The organism is Roseobacter sp. HKCC-CH-9351 (genome assembly GCF_037830295.1).
Lineage (GTDB): Bacteria > Pseudomonadota > Alphaproteobacteria > Rhodobacterales > Rhodobacteraceae > M30B80.
In genome coordinates this window covers 92,317-112,691 of sequence record NZ_JBBLYM010000002.1, presented here as the reverse complement: position 1 = coordinate 112,691, position 20,375 = coordinate 92,317, and the positions used below count along the sequence as shown (strand labels likewise).

Sequence of the window (20,375 nt, the reverse complement as noted above, 5' to 3'; positions counted from 1 at the left end):
TGGGGTATGGCAGATCAGATCGACATCACGGATATTGGCCCAAAAGACGCGGATGAACCAAAATTGATCCTGCGCTTAATCGCAGTGGTGGGCATCGCGTTGTCGCTGTTTCAGCTTTACGCCGCGGGTGTTCAACCTTTGGGGCTGTTCTATCAAAGGCCCATCCATTTGGGTTTTATCCTTGTTCTGTGTTTCTTGATCTATCCGCCCCGTGGCCGCGCCAAAGGGCGCAGTCCCTCAGAATATGCGATAGACGGCCTTCTCATTCTCGCCTCCATAGCGGTTGGGGCTTGGGTGCCTGTGAACATTGACACAATCGCAAATCAAATCTTTCCCCGCGACATCGATGTTGCAATGGGGGTTTTGACCGTTCTTTTGGTGCTTGAGGCTGCGCGCCGCGCGGTGGGTTGGGTGATGATGGTGATCGCGGGCGTGTTCTTGCTCTATGCCTTTGCGGGATCGCGCGGAGAATTGCCGTTTTTGGCAGATTTCATGCCCGGTATCCTTAACCATCGTGGCTATTCCTTGGATCGCTTGGCCAGCCAGATGACTTTGGGGGCTGAAGGAATTTATGGCATCCCCTTAGGTGTGGCCGCGACATTTATTTTCGTATTCGTTCTCTTTGGCGCTTTCCTTGAGGTGACGGGCGCAGGCAAATTTTTTATTGATCTGGCCTATGCGACAACAGGCCGTCAGCGCGGCGGGCCTGCCAAGGCGGCGGTTGTCGCCTCTGCGGGGATGGGGTCTATCTCGGGATCGGCCATCGCCAATGTGGTCACAACTGGGGCCTTCACAATCCCCCTCATGAAAAAACTGGGCTATCGCCCTGCCCAAGCAGGCGGGGTAGAGGCCGCTGCCTCAACGGGCGGGCAGATCATGCCGCCCTTGATGGGGGCAGGCGCCTTTTTGATGAGCGAATTTACCCAATTGCCCTATGTTCACATCGTGTTGGTGTCGATTTTCCCGGCCTTTCTCTATTTTGGGGCCGTCTACCTGCTTGTGCATATTGCGGCTGTCAAACAGGGGATGCGAGGCTTGACTGCTGCAGAACTCTCCAGCGTGCGCCAAGTGATGCGCGAAGGGTGGCATTTCATCTTCCCGCTTGTGGCGCTCATCTTTTTATTGGTGGCAGGATATTCACCGATGCGGGTGGGGTTCTACGCGATTGTGGCGGTAATGGCGGCGGCAGCGGCACGCGCGCTTTGGACATTTTCAAGGGACGCGCCCAGTGTCGAAGGCTTTTTCGCCCTGTGCAAACGTGGCGGGGCCTTGACCCTTGAGGCGCTTGAACTTGGGGCGCGCAACGCGGTTGCCGTTTCAGTCGCCTGCGCCGTGGCGGGGGTGATTGTGGGGGTTGTCGGGCTCACAGGGTTGGGTCTGAAATTCTCGGCCATGATGTTGGCCTTCTCAGGCGGTAATCTGTTCTTGGCGTTGATCCTCGTGATCTTGGCCTCCTTGATCCTTGGCATGGGCCTGCCTGTCACCGCGGCCTATATCGTTTTGATTATCTTGGTCGGCCCTGCCTTGACCACGGAATTTGGCGTGCCGCTGTTGATCGCGCATTTAGTTGTGTTTTGGTATAGCCAAGACAGCAACGTCACCCCGCCTGTCGCATTGGCAGGGTTTGCAGGCGCGGCCATTGCAGGATCAAAACCGATGGAGACCAGTTTTCAGGCGTGGAAATACGCAAAGGGCCTCTATTTGATCCCGCTCTTCATGGTCTATAATGATGAGATCATCCTTGGTGGCCCGCTGCATATGGTTGTTTTTGCAGGCATCTTGGCGCTCGCGGGGATCGTGGCCTTTGCCGCCGTCCTTGAAGGGTTCCTCTTCACCACCATGGCGCTTTGGCACCGTGCGGCGCTAATCCCTCCGATTGTTGCGGTCTTTTGGTCATCGGCCATGGTTGAGGCACTGGGTCTTGTTGCGATCCTTGCGCTTTTGGGGCTCAACTGGTGGCAGGCCGAGCAGCACCCATATCAGGCAAAAACCTAAGTGGTTGTGTCTAATCATGACACAAGAAAAAACTCTCTCGAAATCGAGAGAAATTTTTTCTGAAATCTTCGATTTTGAAGATTGGAGCGGGCGATGAGATTCGAACTCACGACCCTTACCTTGGCAAGGTAATGCTCTACCCCTGAGCTACGCCCGCTCTTTGAAGAGGGGTTCTATGACCATGGATCGGGGTTTGCAAGGGGGAAAGTCCACAATGCGCGCGTTTTTTTTTACGTCATTTGACATGCGCATTTTTGACCTGATTTTAGGCTAGGAAAATCCCCGCCACAAGGCTGTGGCCACAGGGCGGGGGATGTTGCGGCACTATCCACAGCGCCGCAACAATCTCTTAGGCCTCGAACTCGATAAGAAGGTCTTTTGCGTCAATTTGTGCGCCGGGGGTGACATGCACAGATTTGATTCGACCATTGCGTTCCGCGTGCAGGCCTGTCTCCATTTTCATCGCCTCGATGGTCAGCAAAAGATCGCCTGCCTTGACCTCGGCCCCGTTTGACACGGCGATTGAGGCCACAACCCCCGGCATAGGCGCGCCGATATGGGCAGGGTTGCCGCCTTCGGCCTTGGCGCGTTTGGTGCTGCTTGCGGCGGCTTTACGATTTGGCACCCGGATGGTGCGGGGTTGGCCATTCAATTCAAAGAAGACTTTGGCCTCACCTTCTTCGTTTGTGTCCCCAACTGCTTGCAATTGCACAACCAGCGTCACACCTGGATCAATTTCGACTTCGATTTGCTCGCCAACATCCATCCCATAGAAAAAGGTTTTTGTAGGCAAGGTGCGCACAGGGCCGTAATCAGCGTGACGCATGGCGTAATCGGTAAAGACCTTGGGATACATCAAATACCCGTTAAGGTCTTCATCATCGACCGCCTCATCAAGTGTAGCTTCCAATTCCTTGCGCTTGGCCTCTAGATCAACGGGGGGCAGATGCTTGCCGGGCCGCTCGAAATTTGGTGCCTCGCCTTTGAGAACCTTCGCCACAATTGCAGGGGGGAAGCCACCATGGGGTTGGCCCAAATTCCCGCGCATCATGTCGATCACGCTATCAGGGAAAGAGACGTCTTTCTGCGGGTCTTCCACATCGGCGCGGCTCAGACCTTGGGACACCATCATCAGGGCCATATCCCCGACCACTTTGGAGGATGGCGTCACTTTGACAATGTCGCCGAACATTTGGTTCACATCCGCATACATCTGCGCAACTTCGTGCCAGCGTTCTTCAAGGCCCATGGAGCGCGCCTGTGCCTTGAGATTGGTGAATTGGCCACCTGGCATTTCGTGCAAATAGACCTCGGATGCAGGGGCCTGTAGCCCTGATTCAAAGGCCAAATAATGAGCGCGCACCGCCTCCCAGTAGTCTGAAATCTCGCGGATTGCCGCGATGTCCAGACCTGTGTCGCGTTCGGTATAGCGCAAGGATTCCACAATCGTGCCAAGGGTCGCTTGGCTGGTATTGCCCGATAGGGCATCCATGGCACAATCGACCGCATCAACACCTGCCGCACTGGCCGCCAGAATGGTGCCAGAGGCAACACCTGCCGTGTCATGGGTGTGGAAGTGGATGGGCAGATCAACCGCATCCTTCAAGGCGGGGATCAGCACCGATGCCGCGGCTGGCGTCAACAATCCCGCCATATCCTTAAGGCCCAAAACATGCGCCCCTGCGGCCTCAAGCGCGCGGGCCATATCGACATAATATGTGACGTCATATTTCGCGCGATTGGGGTCAAGGATGTTGCCCGTGTAGCAAATCGTGCCTTCACAGATTTTGCCTGTTTCACCGACCGCATCCATTGCCACGCGCATATTTTCAACCCAGTTGAGGCTGTCAAAGACGCGAAAGACATCGACACCCGACAGCGCCGCCTGTTTGACGAAACTTTGCACCACATTGTCAGGGTAATTCGTGTAGCCCACACCATTCGAGGCGCGCAAAAGCATCTGCGTCATGATGTTGGGCATTTTCGCACGAATATCGCGCAGGCGCTGCCATGGGCATTCCTGCAAGAAACGATAGGCCACATCGAATGTCGCCCCGCCCCAACATTCTACGCTGAACAGCTGCGGCAGTTTCTCGGCATAGGCAGGGGCCACTTGAATCATATCATGCGAGCGCATCCGTGTCGCAAGCAGCGATTGGTGGCCATCGCGCATGGTTGTGTCGGTGATCAAAAGCCGTGTTTGATCTTTCATCCATTTGGCAACCGCAAGCGGGCCTTCACGCTCAAGCAGCTGCCTTGTGCCATCGGTTACAGGGTCGGTTCCCACACGCGGCGCGCGCGGTGGTTTAAGATCAGCCGCAGGGCGGGGGCGGCCAACCGTTTCAGGATGCCCGTTCACCGTAATATCCGCAATATAGCGCAAGATTTTGGTTGCGCGGTCGCGGCGCGGCGCAAAGTCAAACAGTTCCGGCGTGGTGTCGATGAATTTCGTTGTATATTCGTAATTCAAAAATGTTGGGTGTTTGAGCAGGTTTTCGACAAAGGCGATATTGGTCGAAACCCCGCGAATACGAAATTCGCGTAAGGCCCGATCCATGCGCGCAATCGCGGCCTCGGGAGTGGGGGCCCATGCCGTCACTTTTTCCAAGAGGCTATCATAATAGCGCGTAATGACCGCGCCCGAATAGGCCGTTCCGCCATCAAGGCGGATGCCCATCCCTGTTGCCCCGCGATAGGCGGTGATGCGGCCATAATCGGGAATGAAATTGTTGGTTGGGTCTTCGGTTGTCACGCGGCACTGAATGGCATGGCCCGAAAGCGTGACCTCATCTTGGGCCGCTACGCCTGTGGCCTCAAGCAGGGTTTTGCCTTCGGCAATCAAAATCTGGGCGCGCACGATATCAATGCCTGTGACCTCCTCGGTCACAGTATGCTCCACCTGCACGCGCGGGTTTACTTCGATGAAGTAGAAATTCCCGCTGTCTATATCCATTAGGAATTCAACAGTGCCCGCGCATTCATAGCCCACATGGGCCGCAATCTTGCGACCAAGCTCGCAAATCTCGCTGCGCTGCGCCTCGGTCAGATAGGGGGCAGGGGCACGTTCAACCACCTTTTGGTTGCGCCGCTGCACCGAACAATCGCGTTCAAAGAGGTGATAGATATTGCCATGGCTGTCGCCCAAGATCTGCACCTCAACATGGCGCGCGCGGGTGATCATCTTTTCAAGATAGCCCTCGCCATTGCCAAAGGCGGCTTCTGCCTCGCGGCGGCCTTCGCGGATTTTTGTTTCAAGCTCGTCTTCGCCAAGGATTGGGCGCATACCGCGCCCGCCGCCGCCCCATGAGGCCTTCAGCATCAACGGATATCCAATTTCGCGCGCGGCTTCGCGGGCGCGGGCCATGTCATCGCTTAAAACCTCGGAGGCGGGGATCACGGGCACCCCTGCGGCAATCGCCACCTGCCGCGCGCTGGCCTTGTCACCCAAGGCACGCATCGTGTCGGCCTTGGGGCCAATAAAGGTGATACCCGCCGCGGCGCAAGCCTCGACAAAATCGGGGTTCTCGGACAAAAGCCCGTAGCCGGGGTGGATGGCATCAGCCCCCGCCATTTTGGCCACGCGAATAATTTCAGGGATCGACAGATAGGCCGCAACAGGCCCCAAACCTTCGCCCACCTTATAAGCCTCGTCTGCCTTAAAGCGGTGCAGCGACAGCTTATCTTCTTCAGCATAGATCGCTACGGTGCGTTTTCCCAACTCATTGGCCGCGCGCATGATGCGGATGGCAATCTCACCGCGGTTGGCGATCAGGATTTTCTTGAATTCGGGCATATCATGTCCTTGAGCTGTCAAAACGGAAGGGAGGGGCAAGGAAACTCAGGTCGCGCGGTTCGGCCACCTGTCACAAAACTTTTTATGATCTGTTCTATCGTCATTGCTGCAAAGCAGCATTAACTGTAACGCGGCAAGAGTCAATCAGCCGTGAAAATGTGGTTTTGCCCTTTTGAAATACAATTATTGCGTCAGATCAGTGTTGATGCGGCGGTTGCGAAATGGCGCGGTCATTTGCAGACGGATCAGGAAATCCACATCAATCACGCGGTATGACACGCCCATGGCCCGCGCTGCGGTTTCAACCTGAAATTCGGTTGGGTCTTCCCGCCCGTCCGTGTCGATCAAGATCACCATGGGCGCGCGATCCAAGAGCGCGCCGTAAAACAAGGCCTGTTGCAAACTGTCGAGGGACGAGCGGCGATCATCCAGCCCGATTTCGATGGCATGGGTGTCTGTGACGCAATCCACCCGCACATAATGGGCACTGTCGTTCAAGCTATAGGGCAGGCGCAATTCGGCCTCGCCGCCAAGCAGCATCGCGCAAATAATAGGGATCAGGTCAGCCTCGGTCATGGAGGCCATGTTAACATTTGTTAACAGGCACGGCGAGGGCAATTGCCCGCTTTGGTTAAAGGGTTACCAGCCGCGCGGGCAGGTCGGCAAAGCGGCGCGCGCCAATCTGCGCCATGTTTGAAATCATGTCTTTGCACAAGAGGTCAACCAAATGGTCAGGGCCATCCGCGCCAAGCGCACCTAGCGCGTAATGCCACGCACGGCCCATCATGACGAAATCTGCGCCAAGGGCCAAGGCGCGCAAAATATCCAATCCCCCTTCAATCCCGCTGTCAAAAATGAGGGGTAGGGTGGTGGCGGGGCGAATGGCGCGCAGGGCGTCAAGCGCCGCAGGCGCACCATCAAACTGACGCCCCGCATGGTTCGATACCCAAATCGCGTCAGCCAGATCATCGGTTTGGGCTTGGGCCGCGACCTCAGACTCCATCACGCCTTTCAGGATCAACGCGCCCTGCCATTCCTCGCGCAAAATGCGCAGATAGTCCCAATCTGGGGCGGCGCGTAGAAGGTAACCGATATGCGCGGTTGAGGGCAGGGTGCCGCCCGTCATTTCTTTAGGCGCATAACCATCCATCAGCCGCATTCGTGGCATCCCGTGTTTTAGGGTGCCAAATGCCCAAGACGGGCAGCGCGCCACCTGTACCGCAAGGCGTGGGGTGAGGCGCGGGGGCTGTGTCAGCCCGCCCCGCGTCTGCCTTTCTCGGCGGCTTGCTGCAGGCACATCCACAGTCAACACCAGCGTGTGAAACCCTGCCCCTTTTGCGCGCGCAAGCATATCGCGCCGAATGCCTGCATCGCGCGGCGGATACATCTGAAACCACCCTTGATTGCCAATGTGATCTGCCACCTCTTCGGGGGTGCGGGTGGCCACAGTCGAAAGGCAGTAGGGCATCTGCGCCCGCGCGGCGGATGCTGCCAAAATCCGCTCTGCATCGGGCCAGACAAGGCCTGACATCCCCACGGGCGAGATGCCAAAGGGCTGGGGATAGTCCCGCCCCAAGAGGCGGCAGGACAGGTCAGGTGTAATTTCCCCGCCCAAGGCTGCGGGCTGCATCAAGACGGCATCAAGCGCGGCACGATTGCGCCGCAGCACGGTCTCGCTGCCAGTGGCGCTGTCGAGATATTCCCACACGAAATGCGGGATCCGCGCACGGGCACGCGATTTGAGATCGCTTAGGGCGGGATAGCGGCTGTGAAACTGCGTCATGGCGGCGATCCTGTGCGCAAAATTTAACCCTTGTAAACCCTGACATAAGGTTTTGCGAACAATTACAGAACATATCTTTTCGAGCCGCGCGAATATCGCTATGGTTCCGCTCATGAGCAGTTCTGAAAATAACACCCTTGCCGCCACCGTTCCCCTGTCGCAGAGGGCCGCTGCCCTGCGGCCCATGCCCTATTTGGAGGGGTTGAACCCAGAGCAGTGCAAGGCCGTAGAAACCTTGGACGGCCCCGTGTTGATGTTGGCGGGCGCAGGCACGGGGAAAACCCGCGCCTTGACCGCGCGGATTGCACATTTGATTTCCACCGGCCGCGCCACGCCGCGCAGTATTCTGGCCGTGACCTTCACCAATAAAGCCGCGCGCGAGATGCGCGAACGCGTCAGCGCGGCCCTTGGTCATCCAACCGAAGGCATGGCGTGGCTTGGAACGTTCCATTCGATCTGCGTTAAACTGTTGCGCCGCCATGCCGAATTGGTTGGGCTGAAATCCAATTTCACGATTTTGGACACGGATGATCAAATCCGCCTGCTGAAACAATTGATCGAGGCCGAGGGCATTGACGCGAAGCGCTGGCCGCCACGGATGTTGGCGGGGATCATCGATCATTGGAAAAACCGCGCCTGGCGTCCCGATACGCTGCCCGCCGCCGAAAGTGGGGCCTTCAACGGCAAGGGGCCAAAGCTATATGCGCTTTATCAACAGCGGCTTGCGGCACTGAATGCCTGCGATTTTGGCGATTTGCTGTTGCATGTGGTAACCATCTTTCAGGCGCATGACGATGTGTTGCAGCAATATCAGCGCCAATTCGCCTTTATTTTGGTTGATGAATATCAAGACACCAATGTGGCCCAGTATTTATGGCTGCGTCTTTTGGCGCAGGGGCATTCCAATCTTTGCGTGGTGGGGGATGATGACCAATCCATCTACGGATGGCGTGGGGCCGAGGTGGGTAATATTCTGCGCTTTGAGGCAGATTTCAAAGGGGCCGCCGTGATCCGCCTTGAGCAGAATTACCGCTCGACTGGCCATATCCTAAAAGCCGCCTCTGCGGTGATCGCGGGCAATTCGCAGCGTCTTGGCAAGGAGTTGTGGACAGAAGGCGAGGATGGCGCGCCTGTGCGTCTGATCGGCCACTGGGATGGCGAGGAGGAGGCCCGCTGGATCGGCGAGGAGATTGAGGCGCTTGGCATTGGCACGCGCGGATTGCGTGCAATCGGCCCCGAGGAAATTGCCATTCTCCTGCGCGCTTCGCATCAGATGCGCGCCTTTGAAGATCGTTTCCTCACCATTGGCCTGCCCTATCGCGTCATCGGTGGCCCGCGCTTTTACGAGCGGTTGGAAATTCGTGATGCCATGGCTTATTTCCGCCTCGTGATCAGCCCTGAAGATGATCTGGCCTTTGAGCGGATTGTGAACACCCCCAAACGCGGGCTTGGCGACAAGGCACAGGCCACCATCCATGAGATCGCCCGCCAAAATGGTGTCAGCCTTTTGCAAGGGGCGGCAATGGCGGTGGAAAGTGGCGCGATTGGCGGCAAGGGGGGCAAGAAATTGGCCCGTTTCGTGCTGCAGATCGCCCATTGGCGCAATCTATTGCGCGAGGGTGTGGTTGTAGGCCCCGCCCCCGATGATCTGATCGAGCGCGAAAACCCCGAAGGGCTGAGCCATATCGAATTGGCCGAAACGATTTTGGAGGAGTCGGGCTACACTGCCATGTGGCAAAACGATAAAACCCCCGAGGCCCCAGGGCGGCTTGAGAACCTCAAGGAATTGGTCAAGGCGCTTGAGCAATTCGAAAACCTGCAAGGCTTTCTCGAACATGTCAGCCTGATCATGGATAATGAGCAAGATGATGGTCAGGCCAAGGTCACTTTGATGACTTTGCACGCGGCCAAGGGTCTGGAATATCCCGCAGTCTTTTTGCCAGGTTGGGAAGACGGCCTGTTCCCAAGCCAGCGTGCGATGGATGAAGAAGGGATCAAAGGATTAGAGGAGGAGCGCCGCTTGGCCTATGTGGGTATCACACGGGCCGAGGAGCTATGCACCATTTCCTTTGCTGGCAATCGTCGTGTTTATGGCCAATGGCAAAGCCAGATGCCCTCGCGCTTTATCGATGAATTGCCCGAAGCCCATGTCGAGATTTTGACCCCGCCGGGCCTTTATGGTCATCAAAGCCACGGAATGGAGCAGTCTGCGTCACCTGTTTCTCAAATGCAGATCGCATCGAACCTGCCAGACCGCGCAGCGCAGGCAGATGCCTATAATTCACCTGGGTGGCGGCGCTTACAGGCGCGACAGGGGGAATATGGCCTCAGCCAACCCCGCGAAAGCAAGCGCGCGGGTTTTGACGAGGCGGCAACGGTTCCTTTTGATCTGGGCGAGCGCGTCTTTCACCAAAAATTTGGCTATGGGGCAATTACCGCGATTGAGGGTGACAAGCTTGATGTGGCTTTTGACAAGGCAGGCGTGAAAAAAGTGGTGGCGCGCTTTGTTGTTGCGGCGGACAGCGCGGGCGATCAGCCCTTTTAAACGCAGCTGATCTTAGCATTTCGAAAATAAAAAAGCGGTGATGCCAAAGGAGGAGGAGGCATCACCGCTTCTTTTTTTCAACCACACCCCCAAGGGAGGAGGAAGAGGGCGCAGTTGTGGCGGCGCGGATTCTAAGGGAGGAGCGGATCCTTGCCGTGATACGGCCCCAAGGGAGGGGGAGGGGCGCGTCCTTGCGGGTCTTTTGACCCTTGTTCTTGCGAGAACCACTAAGGGAGGAGGAAGTGGTTCCCGCTAAATCCCGCGCTTCAAGGGAGGAGGAGAAGCGAGAGATGTTCCCGTGTTTCAGGCGTAACGCCCGTAAGCAGCCTCAAGGGCGATGTTGCGCAGGTTGCTGCGCGCGATGCCCAAATCGGCCAGCTCGCGGTCGCTCAGGCTATTCAGCTCATCAAATGTGCGCTGATAGACGCGGCGGGCTTTGATCGCTGCGGTCAGGTGGGATTTTATTTCCCCCAGACGTTCGGCGAAGCTCAAGCTCGGTGCGTGGCGTGTGGCAAGATAGGCCATTTCAGTATTCCTTAGTTCATATTCATAACCGCTCGCGCTTTTGGGTTATCCGAGGCGCTTTGGTTCCAAGCCATGTTGGCCTGACACGGATGAATGTAGGCAATTGCTGCGATTGCACAATAGGCCTTCTTATCAATTCTGCTATGCAGCAAATGCATAGCAAATGCTGACCTATTTCATAATTTTGTCACTTTCGTGATTTTTGTTTATTTTATGAGCAAAAGAGGGGGTTGCAGCCGCGCATGCGCCGCGCGACATAAGGATGAGTGAGCCAAAACGTGGAGTTGCCACCCAATGTCGGACGGAAAGTCGCAGATCACCCGCGCAGAAGTTGATGCATTTTTGGCACAGTTTGCCCTTCCAGACGGCGGAAATCTGATTTCGCGGGATATGGTTCGGGCGTTGCGAGTCCAAGATGGCCGCATCACATTCATCATCGAAGCAGAAACGCCGCAGGCGGCGCGGGCTCTCGAGGGGTTTCGGGCGGCGTTGCAACAGGCCCTTGAAGCGCAGGCGGGGGTGAGCGCCGTTTCAATAGCCCTGACCGCTCCGACACAAGCCCCGCAACAAGCCCCCCAGCAAGCCCCGCACTCTGCGAAACCTGCGCCCGATGGCCCCCCAAGTCTGAAAATCGGGGGCCATGCCAAGCCGCAATCGGAGCCGATGAACCCCAAGGGCGTTGCGCGGATCATCGCGATTGGATCGGGCAAAGGGGGTGTTGGGAAATCGACATTATCTTCTAACCTCGCCGTGGCCCTTGCGCGGCAGGGGCGCAAAGTGGGTCTGTTGGATGCAGATATCTATGGGCCCTCACAGCCGCGCATGATGGGTTTGACCAAGCGCCCCGCTTCGCCTGATGGCAAAACCATCGTGCCTTTGCACAATCATGGCGTCACATTCATGTCGATTGGTCTGATGCTGCCCGAAGAAAAGGCGGTTGTTTGGCGCGGGCCGATGTTGATGGGCGCGTTGCAGCAAATGATGACCCAAGTTGAGTGGGGCGAATTGGATATTCTTTTGGTCGACCTGCCGCCTGGAACGGGGGATGTGGCGATGACGCTGTGCCAGCGTTCAAAGCTGACAGGTGCGATTGTTGTCTCCACCCCGCAGGATGTGGCCCTTCTGGATGCGCGCAAGGCGCTTGATATGTTTGCCACTCTCCAGACCCCCGTTTTGGGTCTGGTGGAGAATATGTCGGGCTTTGTTTGCCCCGAATGTGGGCATGAGGCGCATATCTTCGGGCAGGGCGGCGTGGCGGCTGAGGCCGAAAAGATGGGCGTGCCGTTCTTGGGTGCTTTGCCGATCTCCCTTGAGACACGCTTGGCGGGGGATGCAGGCACGCCGATTGCAGCCAGCGAGGGCGCAGCCGCCGAGGCCTATGCACAATTGGCCGCCCGTCTTGTGGCCGGTGGCATGGCATAATCACCTAAAATCCAAAGGTGATTCGTGTAATTGGGCGCGAAAATGCGCTGATTTTGCGAGATCTGGCGCGGTTGGGTGGAAATTTCCCCCATTTCGCCCCAAATCGAATGCCGCCCCGAAAATCAAGATATTGTGGTTGAGATTTTTCAAACCACCCCATGCAGGGGTGGTTTTTCCATTTTGGCACAAGATGCTGCAATTTTCAGACCTTTAAAGGCACATCTTGGGGAAAATTCCCAAAAAAAGGGATTGATTGGGAAATATTTCCATGAGACAAAGATGACACAGCAAAAGAGACGCGCCCAGAACCTGAAACAGGCGGGCGCATATAACAAAAAAGAACTCTAGGCAGGTGTTCATACAGGCATCTCAATTGCTGAAGCGCCGTTGCGTAAGCGAGCAGACCATCCCCCCAGATGTGCTGCGCAATCGGCCCCCGATGACGGGATGAGGGCGGCGGATCGGGCATAAAACTGTCTCGGTCCGCCGTTGTCGTTTCACGGGTCGGGAAAGTTTGAAGATGTGACGGGGAAACGGCCATTGGGGCCATAACGAGGGCAGGGCAGTGGAGCGCAGGTTTCAGGGCGAGAGCCTGAACAAGGTGGACGGAAAGGGCCGAATTTCGATTCCGGTCAAGTTTCGCCGTGTGCTTGCCAATTCCGATGCCAAGGCCACGGCGGGCGCGTCTCCGCGCCTTTATATTGCCTATGGCGACAAATCGAAGAATTACCTTGAATGTTTGTCTGGCGACGCCTTCGACCAAATTGACGCGATGATCCGCCGCGCGCCCTTGGGCACGCCTGTGCGCCGCGCCTTGGAATTTCTCTATTATCAAAAATGTGATGAAACTACCGTGGATGACACGGGCCGTTTGGTTTTGCCTCAGGCCGCGCGCGACAAGATCGCGCTTGCCGACGAGGCGCTGTTCCAAGGCATGGGGGACAAGTTTCACATCCTCAACCCAAGCGATGCAAAAGACGCTGAGGCGCAAATTGATGCGCTGATTGACAGCCTTGCCCAAGGTGACGAGTTCTTTGATCCGCTGTCCCTCGTGGCTGGTGGTGTTGGAGCGATGGATCATGACGGGGGCGTATGATCATGGCGGCGGCCAAGCTCAACGAACCCGCGAGGGCAGAGGGGCCGCATATCCCTGTTCTATTGGATCGGATCTTGGCCGAGATCGCACCCGTGTCTGGGGACTGGCTCGATGGAACTTTCGGCGCTGGTGGCTACGCCCGTGGCTTGCTTGATCGGGGGGCGGCATCGGTGATTGGTGTCGACCGCGATCCTCTGGCGCTTGAGATGGCCGAAGCGTGGCGCGCTCAATATGGTGACCGTTTGAAATTGGTTGCGGGCGAGTTTGGCGCTCTTGATGATCATGCCCGTTCTGTGGGCTATGATGCGCTTGACGGCGTCGTGCTGGATCTGGGCGTTTCGTCTATGCAGCTTGATTTGGCTGAACGTGGCTTTTCATTCATGCGTGACGGCCCGCTTGATATGCGCATGAGCCAATCAGGGATGTCCGCCCAAGATCTGGTGAACGAGGCGCCCGAGGCGCATTTGGCCGATATTTTGTATCATTACGGCGAAGAACGCGCCGCACGGCGCATTGCCCGCGCGATTGTCGCCGCCCGCAAAGGCGCGCGCATCACCACCACTGTCGCCCTTGCCAAAATCGTTGAGGGCTGCCTACCGCGCCCCAAACCCAATCAAAGCCACCCCGCAACGCGCAGCTTTCAGGCCTTGCGCATCGCGGTGAATGATGAATTGGGCCAATTGGTTAAGGGCCTTTTGGCCGCAGAGCGTATCTTGCGCGAAGGCGGCATTTTGGCGGTGGTCACCTTTCATTCATTGGAGGATCGGGTGGTCAAACGCTTTATGCAATTGCGCAGTGATACGGGCGGCGGCGGGTCGCGCCACGCCCCAGAGCGCGCGCGCCAAACCCCCAGTTTCCTGCAAAATACCCGCAAAGCCATCGCACCAAGCCCCGAGGAAGCCGCGCAGAACCCCCGCGCGCGCTCGGCCAAATTGCGGTTGGCTGTGCGCGGTGGGGAAGCCGCTCCCGCCCCCCTTGATTTTAGTGCTTTGGGCCTGCCCCCGTTAGAGGTGACATAATGCGCGCTTTGATGTCCTTATTCACAGCAATTGCCGTTATTGGCCTTGGATTTTGGGCCTATCAGCAAAATATCCTAACCCAGCAAGCCGAACGCGAAGTGGCGCGCCTAGAGGCCGAGATTGCCGCCCATTATGAACGGCTTGCCATTTTGCGGTCGGAATGGGCCTTTCTCAATCGTCCTGATCGCTTGCGCGCATTGGTCGATATGAATTTTGATCGCTTGGGGCTGTTGCCGATGCAGCCAGATCAGTTTGCCACCATTCATGAAGTGTCTTTCCCTGATCCTCTGGCCGCGCTGACGGAGGCAAGCCTTGTGTCGGATGAGGCCGTGCTGGAGGATCAACCATGAGCGGTCAACGCATCCCCTTGCGCCCGTTGTCACGGGTGATTGAAGCGCGCCAAAAGGGTGAAAACCCCGATTACATCGAGCGCGAAAACCTGCGCCAACGCCACGAAGCCGAGCGGGACAAATTGCGCCTGCGGGCCGAGGGGCGGATTTTGGTCGTGGCTTTGTGCTTTTTGCTTGGCTTTGGCGCGGTTGGCGTGCGCATGGGCGCCTTGGCCGCCTCCGAACCGCAAGAGCCTGGTGTGACCTCTGTTGCAAGCGCAATTCAGACCGCCCGCGCGGATATTGTCGATCGGCAGGGGCGCATTTTGGCCACCAATCTTTTGACCAATGCGCTTTACGCCCACCCCCACGAGATGGTCGACCCGCTTGCTGCGGCTGAAGGTTTGGTCAAAATCTTCCCTGAGATGGATTATGACCGCTTGGTCGCGCAACTGACCTCTGAGCGCCGCTTCCTTTGGTTGCGCCGCTCCATCAGCCCAGAGCAGGAACAAGCTGTGCATGATCTGGGCGAGCCTGGCTTGCTCTTTGGCCCGCGCGAAATTCGGCTTTACCCTAATGGCGCGATTGCGGCGCATGTTTTGGGTGGCGCAGGGTTCGGGCAAGAGGCCGTGAATGCCGCAGAAATCGTAGGTGTTGCGGGGCTTGAGGCGCAGTTTGACGCCGAATTGCGCGATCCTGCCCGCGCACATACTCCGCTGCGCTTGTCGATGGATTTGGCCATCCAATCCGCCACCGAGGAAGTTCTCGCGTCTGGCATGGGATTGATGAATGCGCGCGGCGCTTCGGCGGTGTTGATGGATGCCCATACGGGCGAGGTGATCTCCCTTGCAAACCTACCTGATTTTGACCCCAATGCGCGGCCCCGTCCGCTGACATCGGGCAATGATCCGAGCCAAAGCCCGCTCTTTAACCGCGCGGTGCAGGGCGTGTATGAGCTTGGGTCTGTGTTCAAAATCTTCACCATGGCGCAGGCCTTGGAATTGGACATGGTGACACCTGAGACATCAATCGACACAACAAGCCCGTTGCGGATTGCAGGGTTTAACATCCGCGACTTCCACAATTACGGGCCACGCCAAACCGCGACCGAAGTGATTGTGCATTCGTCAAATATCGGCACGGCGCGTATTGCTGATGAGATCGGGCCAGATCGCCAACGCCTGTTCCTCGAAGATTTGGGTTTGCTTGAACCAACCCCCCTTGAGATTGTCGAGGCCCCAACGGGCCGCCCGATGATCCCCGCGAGATGGGAACGCCTTTCAACTATGACTGTGTCCTACGGCCATGGTCTGTCGACATCGCCTTTGCATTTGGCGGCGGGATTTGCCGCGATGGTCAATGGTGGCACGCGGGTTGCGCCGACTTTGATCGCACAGCGGGGCGCGCCGCAGACGGGGGCGCGCATCATTTCCGAAGATACCTCTGCACAAATCCGTGCCATGATGCGTGCCGTAGTCGATGGTGGCACAGCCAGCCTTGCCGAGGTCGAAGGCTATGAAATGGGCGGGAAAACGGGCACGGCCGATAAGCCCAACCCATCGGGCGGCTATTATGAGGATCGCGTGATTGCGACCTTCGCAGGGGCCTTTCCAATGAGTGACCCGCAATATGTGATTATCGTAACTTTGGACGAACCTGAAATTGTCGCCCTCGGCGAGACGCGCCGCACCGCGGGATGGACGGCTGCGCCAGTGGCCGCAGAAATACTACGCCGCGTAGGCCCTTTGCTGAATCTGCAGCCGCGTGGTGCAGCAGAGATTGCGCAAAGTGGGGTTTCTCAGCTATCGAGCCATATCGAGTGATTTTGCCAAACCGACCAAAGGATTAACCCATGCCTGCGTCCCATCGCGATGAGACAATCCGCCTTTCATCGCTTGGGTTGACCCCAACGCGGGGTGGGGATGTGGCGGTGACGGGTTTGTGTCTTGATAGCCGCAAGATCAAACAGGGCGAGGTCTTCGCGGCCCTTGCAGGCAGCCATGCCCATGGGGCCAATTTTGCGCAAGCGGTGCTTGCCGCGGGGGCTTCGGCGATTTTAACCGACCCTGAGGGCGCAAAGATCATTGGTGATTTCGCCGCTGATCACAATGCCAGCCTGATTGTCGTGGCGGAGCCGCGCGCAGCATTGGCGCAGGCCGCTGCCCTGTGGTTTGGCGCGCAGCCCGATACCATGGTCGCAGTGACAGGCACCAATGGCAAAACTAGTGTCGCAAGCTTTACCCGTCAGATTTGGAACGCCTTGGGTTTTGATGCGGTGAATATCGGCACCACGGGCGTGGAGGGCAGTTTTGCTGCCGCAGGCACCCACACAACGCCCGATCCTTTGACCTTACACGCCTTGTTGCGCGATATGGCCGAGGCGGGCGTCACCCATGCCGCGATGGAGGCCTCGTCACACGGGCTTGATCAATATCGCCTTGACGGTGTGCGCTTGGCTGCGGCGGGTTTTACCAATTTCACCCAAGATCACCTCGACTATCACGGCACGATGGAGGCCTATTTCGAGGCCAAAGCCCGCCTCTTTCGCCAAGTTTTGGATGAAAATGGCACTGTCGTGGTCAATCTCGATGATCCCAAAGGGGCGGCCATTGCCGCCATCGCCGAGGCGCGAGAGATTGAAGTGATCACCGTGGGTGAGGATGCGCCAAATGCACGCCTGCGTATTACGGCGCGGCGCTTGGATGAATGGGGTCAGGATTTACTCTTTACATGGCAAGATGACCCCTATCGCGCGCGGCTGTCCCTCATTGGTGGGTTTCAGGCCATGAATGTCTTGGTCGCGGCGGGTTTGGTGATTGCGGCAGGGGCCGCCCCTGACGCGGTTTTTGCTACGCTGCCGCGCCTACAAGGCGTGCGCGGGCGAATGCAGCTTGCAGCAACCCGTGCCAATGGCGCGCCTGTTTTTGTCGATTATGCGCATACGCCCGATGCGTTGCGCACGGCGCTTTTGGCGCTCAGGCCGCATGTTATGGGGCGGCTTCATCTCGTCTTTGGTGCAGGCGGGGATCGCGACCGCGCCAAGCGCCCTTTGATGGGGGGCGAGGCCGCCGCCAATGCAGATTGCATCACTGTCACCGATGATAACCCCCGCAGCGAAGACCCCGCCGCCATTCGGGCCGCGATTCTTGAGGCCTGCCCGCAAGCCCGCGAGGTCGGCGATCGCGCCGAAGCGATTTTGCGCGCCGTGGCTGATTTGGCGCCAGGCGATGCGCTTTTGATTGCGGGCAAAGGGCATGAAACAGGGCAGATTGTCGATGACGTTACCTATCCGTTCGATGATCTCGAACAGGCAAGCCTTGCCGTGAGCGCATTGGAGGGTCAGCAATGAGCGCGCTTTGGACATCAGCCGAGATTGCCGCGGCCACCCATGGCCGCACGCATGGGCCAGATTTTGAGGTCACAGGCATCTCGATTGACACCCGCAGCCTTATGGCAGGGGATTTCTTTGTGGCCTTGTCTGCCGCGCGCGATGGCCATGATTTTGTGGCGGATGCCTTGGCCAAAGGTGCCGCAGGCGCGTTGGTCAGCCGCATTCCTAACGGCGTTGCACAAGATGCGCCCCTGATCCTTGTGGAGGATGTGCAAACCGCGCTTGAAGATTTGGGGCGCGCAGGGCGCGCGCGTATGACGGGGCAGGTGGTCGCCATTACAGGGTCGGTTGGCAAAACCACCAGTAAAGAAATGATGCGCGCAGCCCTCGCACCCTTGGGGCGGGTGCATGCTTCGGTTGCCTCCTATAACAATCACTGGGGCGTGCCTTTGACCTTGGCGCGGATGCCGCGCGAGACAGATTTCGCGGTGATTGAAATCGGCATGAATGCGCCTGGCGAAATCGCCCCCTTGGCGCGCATGGCGCGGCCCCATTTGGCCATTGTGACCACTGTGGCTGCCGCCCATCTAGAGGCATTTGGCAGTCTTGAGGGGATCGCCCATGAAAAGGCGAGCATCTATGAGGGGCTTGAGACAGGTGGGATCGCCCTTGTTAATGCCGATGTTGAGACGAGCGCCATTTTGCAAGACAAAGCAACTGCCTGTGCCGCCCGCGTCCTTCGTTTTGGCGAGGCCGAAACCGCCGCGGCGTGCTTGGCTTCGGTTGAGATTATCGAGGATCGCACGATTGTCTCGATGGTCTTTGACGGTGACACGCATCTGTTCAAGCTGAACACCGCAGGGCGGCATTTGGCGCTGAATGCGGTGGCCGTTATGGCCAGTGTTGCTGCTTTGGGCGGGGATGTGGCGCTGGCGGCCCTTGGTCTGTCGGATTGGCAAGCCGTAACAGGGCGCGGCACCCGCGAGCGTTTGACCCTGTCAAATCGTCATGCCCATGCAGGCGAGATTGAAATGATAGATGATGCCTATAACGCCAATCCTGCCTCTATCGCAGCCGCGCTTGATGTTCTGGCTTCTGCAGAGGCACGCCGCCGTGTGGCGGTTTTGGGCGATATGTTGGAATTGGGAGCACAAGGCCCCTCGATGCACGCAGAATTGGCTGATCTTGCAAGCATCGCCAAGATCGAGCGCATTCACACAGTGGGCGGCTTGATGGAACATTTGCACGAAGCCCTGCCAAGCGATAAGCGCGGGCTGCATTGCGAAACCGCCGATGAGATGGCGCGCGCCCTGCCCAAAACCCTAGAGGAGGGCGATATAGTCCTTCTGAAAGGTTCAAACAGCGTAAAACTTGCGCGCGTGGTTGACGCATTGCGCAATCTCGGGCAATCCGTTCAGGAACGCTAAGGGGAGAACCGCCATATGTTGTATTGGCTCAGCGAATTGTCAGATGGCGGCGACCTCTTTAATCTGTTCCGCTATATCACCTTCCGTGCAGGTGCCGCGTTTTTTACGGCGCTGATCTTTGGTTTTATCTTTGGCCGCCCTCTGATCAACGCGCTGCGCCGCCGCTATGCCAAGGGACAACCCATTCGTGAAGATGGGCCTGCGCATCACATTGCAACCAAGGCAGGCACGCCCACAATGGGGGGCTTGCTGATCCTTGCGGCGCTGACGCTGTCCACGTTGCTTTGGGCGCGGCTTGATAATGGCTTTGTCTGGATTGTCTTGGGGGTGACTGTGGCCTTTGGCCTGATCGGTCTGGCGGATGATTGGGCCAAGGTCAGCCGCCAAACCACGGCGGGGCTTTCGGGCAAATTGCGCTTGGCGCTTGGCTTTGTGATCGCGGCTGTGGCAAGCATTTCAGCCTCAGCTTTGCACCCTGATGACCTGACGCTGCAACTGGCCGTGCCTGTGTTCAAAGATGTGCTGATCAATCTGGGCTATGTCTTTATCCCCTTTGCCATGATTGTGATTGTGGGCAGCGCCAATGCCGTCAACCTGACCGATGGTTTGGATGGCTTGGCCATCATGCCCGTGATGATCGCCGCAGCCACGCTTGGCGTGATTGCCTATGCGGTGGGGCGGGTCGATTTCACGGAATATCTTGATGTGCATTACGTGCCGGGAACGGGCGAATTGCTGGTGTTTTGCGCGGGTCTGATCGGCGGCGGTCTTGGGTTCCTGTGGTATAATGCCCCGCCCGCAGCCGTGTTTATGGGGGATACAGGCTCGCTCGCCTTGGGCGGGGCTTTGGGCGCCATCGCCGTTGCCACAAAGCACGAAATTGTTTTGGCCATCGTGGGCGGCTTGTTCGTGGCCGAAGCGATGAGCGTGATTATCCAAGTTCTCTATTTCAAACGCACAGGCAAACGCGTGTTCTTGATGGCCCCCATCCATCACCATTTTGAGAAAAAAGGCTGGGCTGAGCCGCAAGTGGTGATCCGCTTCTGGATCATTTCCCTTATCCTTGCGCTGATTGGCCTTGCGACATTGAAACTGCGCTAACAAAGCAAG

General features: G+C 57.6%; 15 protein-coding genes and 1 tRNA gene. 11 read left to right on the top strand and 5 right to left on the bottom strand.

Annotated elements, in window-relative coordinates; translation table 11 throughout:
• Positions 1-6: 6 nt before the first annotated feature.
• A complete protein-coding gene (locus AAC632_RS10735) occupies positions 7-1,995 on the top strand; it encodes a TRAP transporter permease (protein WP_340298876.1) in 1,989 nt (662 codons plus the stop codon).
• An 82-nt stretch (positions 1,996-2,077) separates the two neighbouring features.
• On the opposite strand, the gene AAC632_RS10730 is transcribed toward AAC632_RS10735, so the two are convergent.
• The 4 genes from AAC632_RS10730 to AAC632_RS10715 form a co-directional block, all read right to left on the bottom strand.
• Positions 2,078-2,152 (bottom strand) — tRNA-Gly (locus AAC632_RS10730).
• Between the two features lie 192 nt (positions 2,153-2,344).
• On the bottom strand, positions 2,345-5,788 hold the full coding sequence (locus AAC632_RS10725) for a pyruvate carboxylase (protein WP_340298875.1): 3,444 nt from the start codon (positions 5,786-5,788) through the stop codon (positions 2,345-2,347).
• A 183-nt stretch (positions 5,789-5,971) separates the two neighbouring features.
• The gene (locus tag AAC632_RS10720) at positions 5,972-6,364 is read right to left on the bottom strand and encodes a hypothetical protein (RefSeq protein WP_340298874.1); all 393 of its coding nucleotides are present in this window, start codon (positions 6,362-6,364) and stop codon (positions 5,972-5,974) included.
• Positions 6,365-6,419: 55 nt separating this feature from the next.
• Entirely contained in the window at positions 6,420-7,571 is a 1,152-nt protein-coding gene (locus AAC632_RS10715) for an alpha-hydroxy acid oxidase (protein ID WP_340298873.1), read from the bottom strand.
• A gap of 112 nt (positions 7,572-7,683) precedes the next feature.
• Here AAC632_RS10715 and AAC632_RS10710 point away from each other — a divergent pair, with 112 nt between their 5' ends.
• On the top strand, positions 7,684-10,116 hold the full coding sequence (locus AAC632_RS10710) for an ATP-dependent helicase (protein ID WP_340298872.1): 2,433 nt from the start codon (positions 7,684-7,686) through the stop codon (positions 10,114-10,116).
• 303 nt (positions 10,117-10,419) lie between these two features.
• Here AAC632_RS10710 and AAC632_RS10705 read toward each other — a convergent pair whose 3' ends face one another.
• Complete coding sequence (locus AAC632_RS10705; RefSeq protein ID WP_340298871.1) at positions 10,420-10,641, bottom strand: DUF1127 domain-containing protein; 222 nt, start codon at positions 10,639-10,641, stop codon at positions 10,420-10,422.
• A 294-nt stretch (positions 10,642-10,935) separates the two neighbouring features.
• On the opposite strand from AAC632_RS10705, the gene AAC632_RS10700 reads away from it, so the two are divergent.
• The 9 genes from AAC632_RS10700 (at position 10,936) to mraY (ending at position 20,366) form a co-directional block, all read left to right on the top strand.
• Positions 10,936-12,063 (top strand): Mrp/NBP35 family ATP-binding protein, encoded by a 1,128-nt coding sequence (locus tag AAC632_RS10700; RefSeq protein WP_340298870.1) that lies wholly within the window; start codon positions 10,936-10,938, stop codon positions 12,061-12,063.
• A gap of 75 nt (positions 12,064-12,138) precedes the next feature.
• Positions 12,139-12,411, top strand: coding sequence for a hypothetical protein (locus tag AAC632_RS10695; RefSeq protein WP_340298869.1), 273 nt, complete (start codon positions 12,139-12,141; stop codon positions 12,409-12,411).
• Between the two features lie 217 nt (positions 12,412-12,628).
• Positions 12,629-13,159, top strand: coding sequence for a division/cell wall cluster transcriptional repressor MraZ (locus AAC632_RS10690; protein WP_317655233.1), 531 nt, complete (start codon positions 12,629-12,631; stop codon positions 13,157-13,159).
• 2 nt (positions 13,160-13,161) lie between these two features.
• Complete coding sequence (gene rsmH / locus AAC632_RS10685; protein WP_340298868.1) at positions 13,162-14,178, top strand: 16S rRNA (cytosine(1402)-N(4))-methyltransferase RsmH; 1,017 nt, start codon at positions 13,162-13,164, stop codon at positions 14,176-14,178.
• Positions 14,179-14,189: 11 nt separating this feature from the next.
• Positions 14,190-14,528, top strand: a complete 339-nt coding sequence (gene ftsL, locus AAC632_RS10680; protein ID WP_340298867.1) for a cell division protein FtsL — start codon at positions 14,190-14,192, stop codon at positions 14,526-14,528.
• A complete protein-coding gene (locus tag AAC632_RS10675) occupies positions 14,525-16,330 on the top strand; it encodes a peptidoglycan D,D-transpeptidase FtsI family protein (protein ID WP_340298866.1) in 1,806 nt (601 codons plus the stop codon). The genes ftsL and AAC632_RS10675 overlap by 4 nt, the downstream gene beginning before the upstream one ends.
• Before the next feature lie 29 nt (positions 16,331-16,359).
• On the top strand, positions 16,360-17,856 hold the full coding sequence (locus AAC632_RS10670; protein ID WP_340298865.1) for a UDP-N-acetylmuramoyl-L-alanyl-D-glutamate--2,6-diaminopimelate ligase: 1,497 nt from the start codon (positions 16,360-16,362) through the stop codon (positions 17,854-17,856).
• A complete protein-coding gene (locus tag AAC632_RS10665) occupies positions 17,853-19,265 on the top strand; it encodes a UDP-N-acetylmuramoyl-tripeptide--D-alanyl-D-alanine ligase (RefSeq protein ID WP_340298864.1) in 1,413 nt (470 codons plus the stop codon). Before AAC632_RS10670 ends, AAC632_RS10665 begins: the two co-directional genes overlap by 4 nt.
• Positions 19,266-19,280: 15 nt before the next feature.
• Positions 19,281-20,366, top strand: coding sequence for a phospho-N-acetylmuramoyl-pentapeptide-transferase (gene mraY, locus AAC632_RS10660; RefSeq protein ID WP_340298863.1), 1,086 nt, complete (start codon positions 19,281-19,283; stop codon positions 20,364-20,366).
• Positions 20,367-20,375 lie beyond the last annotated feature (9 nt).

Excerpts from the sequence above, each read along its gene's own strand:
- ftsL (WP_340298867.1), top strand. The coding sequence starts at position 14,190 with ATGTCCTTATTCACAGCAATTGCCGTTATTGGCCTTGGATTTTGGGCC.
- AAC632_RS10705 (WP_340298871.1), bottom strand. The coding sequence starts at position 10,641 with ATGGCCTATCTTGCCACACGCCACGCACCGAGCTTGAGCTTCGCCGAA.
- AAC632_RS10670 (WP_340298865.1), top strand. The coding sequence starts at position 16,360 with ATGCCTGCGTCCCATCGCGATGAGACAATCCGCCTTTCATCGCTTGGG.
- AAC632_RS10710 (WP_340298872.1), top strand. The coding sequence starts at position 7,684 with ATGAGCAGTTCTGAAAATAACACCCTTGCCGCCACCGTTCCCCTGTCG.
- AAC632_RS10715 (WP_340298873.1), bottom strand. The coding sequence starts at position 7,571 with ATGACGCAGTTTCACAGCCGCTATCCCGCCCTAAGCGATCTCAAATCG.
- AAC632_RS10725 (WP_340298875.1), bottom strand. The coding sequence starts at position 5,788 with ATGCCCGAATTCAAGAAAATCCTGATCGCCAACCGCGGTGAGATTGCC.
- AAC632_RS10720 (WP_340298874.1), bottom strand. The coding sequence starts at position 6,364 with ATGACCGAGGCTGACCTGATCCCTATTATTTGCGCGATGCTGCTTGGC.
- AAC632_RS10735 (WP_340298876.1), top strand. The coding sequence starts at position 7 with ATGGCAGATCAGATCGACATCACGGATATTGGCCCAAAAGACGCGGAT.
- AAC632_RS10675 (WP_340298866.1), top strand. The coding sequence starts at position 14,525 with ATGAGCGGTCAACGCATCCCCTTGCGCCCGTTGTCACGGGTGATTGAA.
- AAC632_RS10665 (WP_340298864.1), top strand. The coding sequence starts at position 17,853 with ATGAGCGCGCTTTGGACATCAGCCGAGATTGCCGCGGCCACCCATGGC.
- rsmH (WP_340298868.1), top strand. The coding sequence starts at position 13,162 with ATGGCGGCGGCCAAGCTCAACGAACCCGCGAGGGCAGAGGGGCCGCAT.
- mraY (WP_340298863.1), top strand. The coding sequence starts at position 19,281 with ATGTTGTATTGGCTCAGCGAATTGTCAGATGGCGGCGACCTCTTTAAT.
- AAC632_RS10700 (WP_340298870.1), top strand. The coding sequence starts at position 10,936 with ATGTCGGACGGAAAGTCGCAGATCACCCGCGCAGAAGTTGATGCATTT.